Below are 7,232 nucleotides of genomic sequence, written 5' to 3'. Positions count from 1 at the left end.
CCCCTGCCCCCCGAGCCACCAGACGCCACCAGCCGGCGCATCAGTCCGCCCTGCACCAGCGCGGACAGCACGCCCACCACCGCGAAGAGCGCCCCGGAGCGCAGGCTCGCCTCCTTGAGGATGGCCGCGTCCGGATGCACCGCGTGCACCAGCCACCCGCCCTCCAGCGGCACCGGCCCGGAGGAGAGGAAGCGCGTCAGCAGGTAGACGGAGAAGGTGCCCTCCATCTGCGCGAAGGCCACCGTGTAGAGCAGCACCAGCACCACGCACCGGCCCACGACGGGGAGCGTCAACGCGGACATCGCGCCCTTCAGCGTGCGCGTGGTGGCGGACGGAGAGTCGGCCTTGCGCGTCTCCGGCAGGAAGAACCAGGTGTTGAACAGGTTCACGGCGGACAGTCCCGCCGCGAACAGGCCGATGGCCAGGTTGCCGCCCCACGCGCCCAGGACACCGCCCAGCGCGGGCCCCAGCACGAAGCCCAGGCCGAACGCCGCGCCGATGATGCCCATGCCCCGCGCGCGCTCATGCGGCTTGGTGATGTCCGCCACCACCGCCTGCGCGGTGGACACGTTGCCGCCGGAGATGCCGTCGATGACGCGCGACAGGAACAACAGGGGCAGCGTGTGCGCGAAGGCGAAGAGCACGTAGCCCAGCAGTGAGCCCACCTGCGAGATGAGCAGCACCGGCCGCCGGCCGAACCGGTCCGACAGCCGCCCCATCACGGGCGCCGCCACCAGCTGCATCAGCGAGTACACCGCGACGAGCAGGCCCACCGCGAAGGGAGAGGCGCCAAAGCGCACGCCGTACACCCCCAGCTGCGGAATCAGGATGCCGAACCCGATGAGGTCCAGGACGGCGATGCCGAACACCACCCGCAGCGACGCCTCCCGAGCCAACTTCGCACTCCCGTCGTCCCTGAGGGGACCGTTGGAAAAGACAAGACCGCCGGAGCGCGCGTACGGGGCGCTCCGGCGGCCGGGAAGAATCCCACTCTCAGCGAGGGGCGTCTACATCGCCTCGGCGGACTGGATTTGACGGTTGGCCGTGTCGCGCTCGATGCAGCCCTTGGTCATCGTGTACTGGTACGTGCCCAGTTCGTCACGCCAGTACTCGCCCTCGTAGGGCCAGTAGAGCTGATCGTCCGCCACCGCCACGGAGTACTTGTACTTCTTGACGATGGCCGTGCGGCCGCCCGCCTTGAGCTGCTCCTCCAGGAACTCCTTCTCCTTGGTGGTCGTCTCGAACTTGATGCGCAGGCCGTTGGCCAGGAGCAGCTTGAGCGCGCTCAGCTCCGACTCCAGCTTGCCCTTGGCCATGATGCCGGCCTTGGAGATGAGGCCGGTGCGCTGGACCTTGAGCTCTTCCAAGAGCTGCTTCGTCAGCTCCGAGTACTTGAACGTGTCGCCCTTGTTGGCGAACAGGTCCATCTCACCCTCGAGCTCCAGGATGGAGTCGTTGGTCTTCTTCAGGTCCTGATCCGTGAGGGCCAGCCGCAGGATGCGCTCCAGGAGCACGTCCGTGCCGTTCTTCTCCAGGCCGTCCTTGTTCTTCTTCTGCACGTCCGCGAGCACCGTGTAGTACTCGGAGGCGTCCATGTTCTTCTTCACCAGCCCGTCCAGCTCGTCGTGCACGGGCAGGTAGGTGCGCTCGAAGTCCTGGAGGATGAGGTTGGACTCGCGGTAGCGGCAGTTCTCGTAATAGATGACCGCCTTGAGGATGAGCGCCTCCGGGAAGTACTCCTCGCGGAAGAAGGGCGACGACAGGGTGATGAGGTTGCCCAGCGCCTGCTCGTACTGGCCGATGCGGTAGTTGGCCCAGGAGGACTCGAAGAGGGCCTCCAGCCACTGCGTGTTCCCGCGCTCCACCTTGTTCAAGTAGAAGATGGAGAAGCGGTTCTGCTGCATGCCGTAGTGCGTGCGGGCCAGCTGCATGAAGGCCAGTTCGCGCAGGGACTTGTCCAGCTTCGCCTGCTCGCCGCCGCGGCCCGCCATGGGACGGGTGAGGCGCACCACTTCCTTCATGGCCTCCACCGACGCCATGACGTCCGGGTTGCCACGCTTGGCCGCCGCGTCCTTGTGGTTCGTGCCGTTGCGGAAGAAGGCCAGGCCCTCCAGGTACTTCGCGCGCGGGTAGAACGGATCCGTGCGGGGAATGGTCAGCGCCAGGCGCTTCACTTCCTCGAAGGACTTGTCCGCGTTCTCCGTCTGGCCCACCTGATCCAACGCGCGGCCACGCACGAAGTGGTAGCGCGCCAGCAGGTAGCGGAACTCGTTCCGGAACTTCTCCGGGAACTCGTAGTTCGCGTACCGGGCGATCTCATCCAGGATGACCGTCTCGTTCTGCGTCTTGCGGCTGATGAAGAACAGCCACTCCAGGCTCGTCTTGAAGAACTTCGTGGACGGGCCCGCCGCGAGGATCTTGGAGAACTCGCCCAGCGACGAGTGGTACAGCCCCATGCGGTAGAGCGACTTGGCGAGCACGTAGCGCGCCTCGACGTGCAGGCCCTGGAGCTTGGGGTCCCCCAACAGCTCGTGGGACGCCATCGCGGCCTTCTCGTACTCGTCGTTCTTGAACAGGCTGATGGCCGCGTCCAGGCGCTGGCGGTCCGCCGTCTTGCCGGACACGTCCACCGCGTCGAACGTCATGGTGGGCGCGGGCGGCTTGTCGTTGTCGCCCGTGAGGTCCAGGCCCAGGCCGGGGCTGCCCTGCGCCGCCGGCTTCGCGGACGGAGCGGGCTTCGCGGCGGGCGCGGCGGGCATCGCGGTGGGCGCGGGCGTCGTCGTCACGGCCGCGGGCGGCGTGGCCGGGTTGCCCGCGGGCGCGGGCTCGCTGGTGGCGCTGGAGGACTCAGCGGTGTCCTCCGCCGGAGCGGACGTCTTGCCCTTGCCGCGCTTGCTGGTGACCTTCTTCTTGGAGGAAGCCTTCGAAGAGGCCCCCTTCTTCTTCTTCTTCGACTGGCCCGCCAGGTCCAGCCCTTCAAAGGACTGGGCCAGCGTGGGGGCCGTGTACGCGAGCGTGAGCCCGAGGACGGCGAGGCGGAGGAACCGGTGGGTGCGCATGAGTCTTTAGGAACCGGAGGGGAAGAAGAAGGACAGGCCCAGCTCGAACAGGATCTGGTTGCGGAGGTAGGTGGGCGTGGGCTCCCGGCCCTTCTCCACGTAGATGATGTCGCGCAGCTCCGTGCGCAGCGTCATCCAGCGGTTGAAGAAGAAGCGCAGACCGACGCCCACGTTGCCGCCGCCCGTGAGGTACGACTTGCTGCCCGCGACGGGCGTGCCGTCCGCCAGCGGCTCCGCCGGCCCCTTGTACTGGACCACGGACGCGCCCACGACGCCGTACATGTCGAAGTGGACGAACTTCTCCGCCAGGAGCGACAGCTTGCCGTAGATGGGCGCCCACTGGACGTCCAGGCCGCCCATGAGCGACATCTGGCCGGGCGCATACCCGTCCAGCTCTCCCGTGGTGGGCGCGCGGCAGCCTCGGGTGTCACCGCCCGCGCCCGGCGTGAAGGTGCAGATCTGCGCGGAGCCCGCCACGGAGTTCAGCGCGTAGCCGCCGCGCAGGCCCACGCCCAGCGTCTCCATGGGGAAGTAGGTGACGGTGCCGCCGAAGATGTACTTCTTGTAGAACGCGTCGCGGATGGTGATGGACGCGGACGGGCTCACTTCGAAGCGGCCCTTCTTGAGGAACATGTGGCCGGACACCGGCCGGATGCGCTCGCGAAGAGGCCCCAGGGCGTCCTTGTCCACCTCGGACACGTCGCCGGCCTCCTCCTCCTGGGAGGTGGAGGGCGGGTTCGAGTTGGCCGCCGTCTTCGGCGCCGGGGTCGCCGGGGCCGGAGCAGGCGTGGCCGGAGCCGCGGCGGCCGGAGCGGGCGCGGGCGCCTGGTCGGCGGCGGAGGCGAGCGCGGGCACGCCCGCGCACAGGGTCAGGAGCAGACGGAAGGCGGGCTTCATTCGGACTCCCTCCCCGTCGACTTGAGGGGCAGGAAGATGGAGATGCCCGCGTTGAGGGTCATGACGTTCTGGATGGCGCCCTTGCTGCTGCCCAGGGGCTGGTCCACATAGGAGGTGTTGATGAGGGCCACGTTGACGGCCAGGAAGTCCTTGGTGACGAACCGCATGCCCAGGCCCAGGTCGAAGGCCGGGTTGAGGCCGCGGTCGGGCAGCGCGGAGGTCTCCGTCCGCACCACGCCCATGCCGCCCAGGAGGTAGCCGTCGAAGTGGAGGATGGAGTTGAGGAAGGACACCTTGCCGTAGAGCGGCGCCCACTCCAGGTCGCCCATGGCGGACCACTGCGGCACGGAGTTGTAGATCTTGGCGTTGAAGGTGCGCTTCGCCGTGCGGACGTCATCCGACGGAAGCACCTGCATCAGCGAACCGCGCGCGGAGATGGCCAGCGTGTCCGACAGGTACCAGGCCGCGCGGAGCGAGCCGCCGAACTTCGAATAGAAGGGGTCGTTCACGGAGAGGCTCACGAACGGTGAGATCTCCAGGCGGCCCTTCTTCAAATAGACCTTGCGCTGCACGCTCTTCACCCGGTCGTCCTGGGTGATGTCCGTGAGCGGCATCAGCGCTTCGACCGGGATTTCCTTCGCCGGGCTGGCGGCAGGCGGCGACGCGGGGCGGGCTTCTTCGTCCGGCGGCGGCGCGGGGTTTTCTTCGGGAGGCTTGGCCTGGGCATCCTCGGTGAGATCGAGGCCCATGCCTTCCTGGTTCTGGGCGGGGGCCAGCGCGGGCCACATCAGGCTCAGCGCAAGCAGCAGCGTGGGGCGGTTCAAGTCCGGGCGCTCCGTGGGGGGAGGGAACGTACTGCCACCGGAAGGCAGCATGACATCAGCCCGCCCATCCTATCGGTCGTATTCCCAACCATCAACCACCGCGATGCGCCTGCCTCCTCTGTATTCCTCCCGTATCCCTTCACAATTCCACTGCGCTCGCTCCCCGTGGGTCAGGGGTTGGCGTGAGGAAGCGGTGTGCTACCGTTTCGGGGTTCCGGCGTCCTCCCCCCAGGCGCCCTGTTTCCATCCTTCCTAGAGGTCTCAAAGATGTTCGTGCGATCCGCGCTCTTCCTGTCCGCCGTCCTGATGCTGGGAGGCTGCGACGTCACCACTGAACTGGGTAAGCAGTGCCGCCTGGTGCGCAAGGCCACGGCCGCGGAGCAGGAAGCCCAGGGCCGCAAGTTCGTGGAGATCCGGGAGAAGGACATCGCCGTGGATCAGGACTTCATCTCCTTCGGTTCGCTGGACTGCGAGGACCTCGTCTGCGTGCGCGACGACCTGAGCCCCCGCAATGAGAACCCGGAAGAGTTCGCCTTCGGCTACTGCAGCAAGGAGTGCGTGCAGGGCACCACCACCGGCTGCGAGATCACCCGCACCGTGGATGACGTGGAGGAGGGCCTCAAGGAGCGCATGACGTGCCGTCCCCTGCTCCTGGACCAGGACACGCTGGACGCCATCAAGGTCGCCGACGAGGGCTTCTACCGGCGCACCTTCGGCGAGAACAACTCGCCCTACTTCTGCGCGGGCGCGACTCCGGCCGCCCAGGGCACCTGAACGGCGCACTGAACAGTCGCCTCGCGCGAAAGGGTTAGACCTTTTCGCGCGCCCCGTTCGTAAAGGCAGGGCCCGCGTTCCAAACGCCTTTGGAGTCCTGCCATGAATCGTACGGTCCTGTTCCTCGCCCTGGCTGGTGGCCTTGCCCTCACCGCGCTGGTGCTGGGCATGCCCCACCGGGGCGGTCTCCCGCCCACGCCGCACGTCGTCGTGACGACGCCCACGCCTCCCCCGCCCGTTCCGGCGCCGGGGCCGCGCTCGTCCTCCGGCAGCCTCCAGGTGACGAGCCGGCTGTCGCATCCGTACGTGCCGGTGGGTTCCTCGGAGACGTACGTGACGGTGGACCTCACCGGCGCGGAGGTGCCCGGCGCGAAGCGCAGCCCGGTGAACCTGGCGGTGGTCATCGACCGGTCCGGGTCCATGAGCGGCTACAAGCTCCAGCAGGCGAAGCAGGCCGCGCGGCACCTGGTCACGTTGCTGCGCGACGAGGACCGGCTAGCCATCGTGCACTACGGCAGTGACGTGAAGAGCCTGCCGTCCCTGCCGGCCACCTCCGGCAACCGCGAGCGGATGCTCCAGTTCATCGACGGCATCTGGGACGACGGCGGCACCAACATCAGCGCGGGCTTGTCCGTGGGCCGCACGCAGCTGGCGTCCGCCATGGGCGGGATGGCCACCGTGAACCGCCTCATCCTGATGAGCGACGGCCAGCCCACGGAAGGCGTGTCCGACGAGGAGGGGCTCAAGAACGTGGTGAAGGAGATCCGCGCCTCCGGCATCACGGTGAGCTCCATTGGCGTGGGCACGGACTTCAACGAGGACCTGATGCAGGCGTTCGCGGAGTACGGCGCCGGCGCGTACGGCTTCCTCGAGGACGCAAGCAAGCTGTCCACCCTCTTCCAGCGCGACCTGCAGCAGGCCACCACCGCGGTGGCGCGCAACGTGGAGCTGTCCTTCGAATTGCCCCCGGGCACGACGCTGGACGAGGTGCTGGGCTACCGCGCGCACCAGGCCGGCAGCACCGTGCGCGTGGCGCTGCCGGACTTCTCCGCGGGACAGGTGGAGCGCGTGGTGGCGCGCATCCACGTGACGGGCACCGCCGCGGGCCAGACGGTGCAGGTGGCCGGGCTGAAGGTCGCGTACACGGACCTGCTCGTGCACAAGAACGTGGAGGACCAGTCCACGCTGGCCGCGGTGGCCACGGACGTGCGTGAGGAGGTCGTCCAGCGCCAGGACAAGGAGGCCACGGTGTACGCGGCCCGGGCCCGCAGCGCGCAGAACCTCCAGAAGGCCGCGGAGGCCATGAGCCAGGGCAAGAAGGCCGAGGCGAAGGGCTACCTCTCCCAGAACCAGGCCCTCTTCATGGAGGCGGGCGAGGTGGCGGGCGCGGCGGCGGTGGCGGCGGATCAGGCCGAGCAGAGCGCCGCGATGCGGGAATACGACGACGCGGAGACCGAGGAGGCCCAGAAGGCCGCCGTGAAGAACAGCAAGGTGAAGGCGCTCAAGAGCTTCGGGCGCATGGGCTCGACGTACTAGAGCCCAGGGCCGGGCCGGGGGCGTGCGAGGGGGCCGCGCCCGCCCCCCTGCCCGCCCGCCATCGCGACGTCACATCTTCGCGGTTGACCTCCGGAATCGCGTGGCCCTATCTCCGCGTTCTTCCAGGCTTCACCCCCTGGAA

General features: G+C 68.2%; 6 protein-coding genes. 2 read left to right on the top strand and 4 right to left on the bottom strand.

Annotated features, from left to right (window positions below; all coding sequences use genetic code 11):
* The 4 genes from D7W81_RS20170 to D7W81_RS20155 form a co-directional block, all read right to left on the bottom strand.
* Window positions 1–896, bottom strand: an 896-nt coding sequence (locus tag D7W81_RS20170) for an MFS transporter (RefSeq protein WP_120557010.1), incomplete at its 3' end; no start/stop codon positions are given.
* Window positions 897–1,007: 111 nt separating this feature from the next.
* Window positions 1,008–3,059, bottom strand: a complete 2,052-nt coding sequence (gene gltC / locus D7W81_RS20165; protein ID WP_120557006.1) for an adventurous gliding motility protein GltC — start codon at window positions 3,057–3,059, stop codon at window positions 1,008–1,010.
* Window positions 3,060–3,065: 6 nt separating this feature from the next.
* Window positions 3,066–3,956, bottom strand: coding sequence for an outer membrane beta-barrel domain-containing protein (locus tag D7W81_RS20160; protein WP_120557005.1), 891 nt, complete (start codon window positions 3,954–3,956; stop codon window positions 3,066–3,068).
* Window positions 3,953–4,780 (bottom strand): outer membrane beta-barrel domain-containing protein, encoded by an 828-nt coding sequence (locus tag D7W81_RS20155; protein ID WP_120557009.1) that lies wholly within the window; start codon window positions 4,778–4,780, stop codon window positions 3,953–3,955. The genes D7W81_RS20160 and D7W81_RS20155 overlap by 4 nt, the downstream gene beginning before the upstream one ends.
* A 267-nt stretch (window positions 4,781–5,047) precedes the next feature.
* Between D7W81_RS20155 and cglC the strand changes: the two genes are divergently transcribed.
* Complete coding sequence (cglC, locus tag D7W81_RS20150; protein ID WP_120557004.1) at window positions 5,048–5,554, top strand: adventurous gliding motility lipoprotein CglC; 507 nt, start codon at window positions 5,048–5,050, stop codon at window positions 5,552–5,554.
* A gap of 102 nt (window positions 5,555–5,656) precedes the next feature.
* Window positions 5,657–7,090, top strand: a complete 1,434-nt coding sequence (locus tag D7W81_RS20145; protein WP_120557003.1) for a vWA domain-containing protein — start codon at window positions 5,657–5,659, stop codon at window positions 7,088–7,090.
* The last annotated feature ends 142 nt before the right edge of the window (window positions 7,091–7,232 follow it).

This window comes from Corallococcus aberystwythensis (assembly GCF_003612165.1).
Taxonomy (GTDB): domain Bacteria; phylum Myxococcota; class Myxococcia; order Myxococcales; family Myxococcaceae; genus Corallococcus; species Corallococcus aberystwythensis.
Note: the sequence above shows the minus strand (reverse complement) of the source record. Positions and strands in the feature narration are given on the sequence as shown.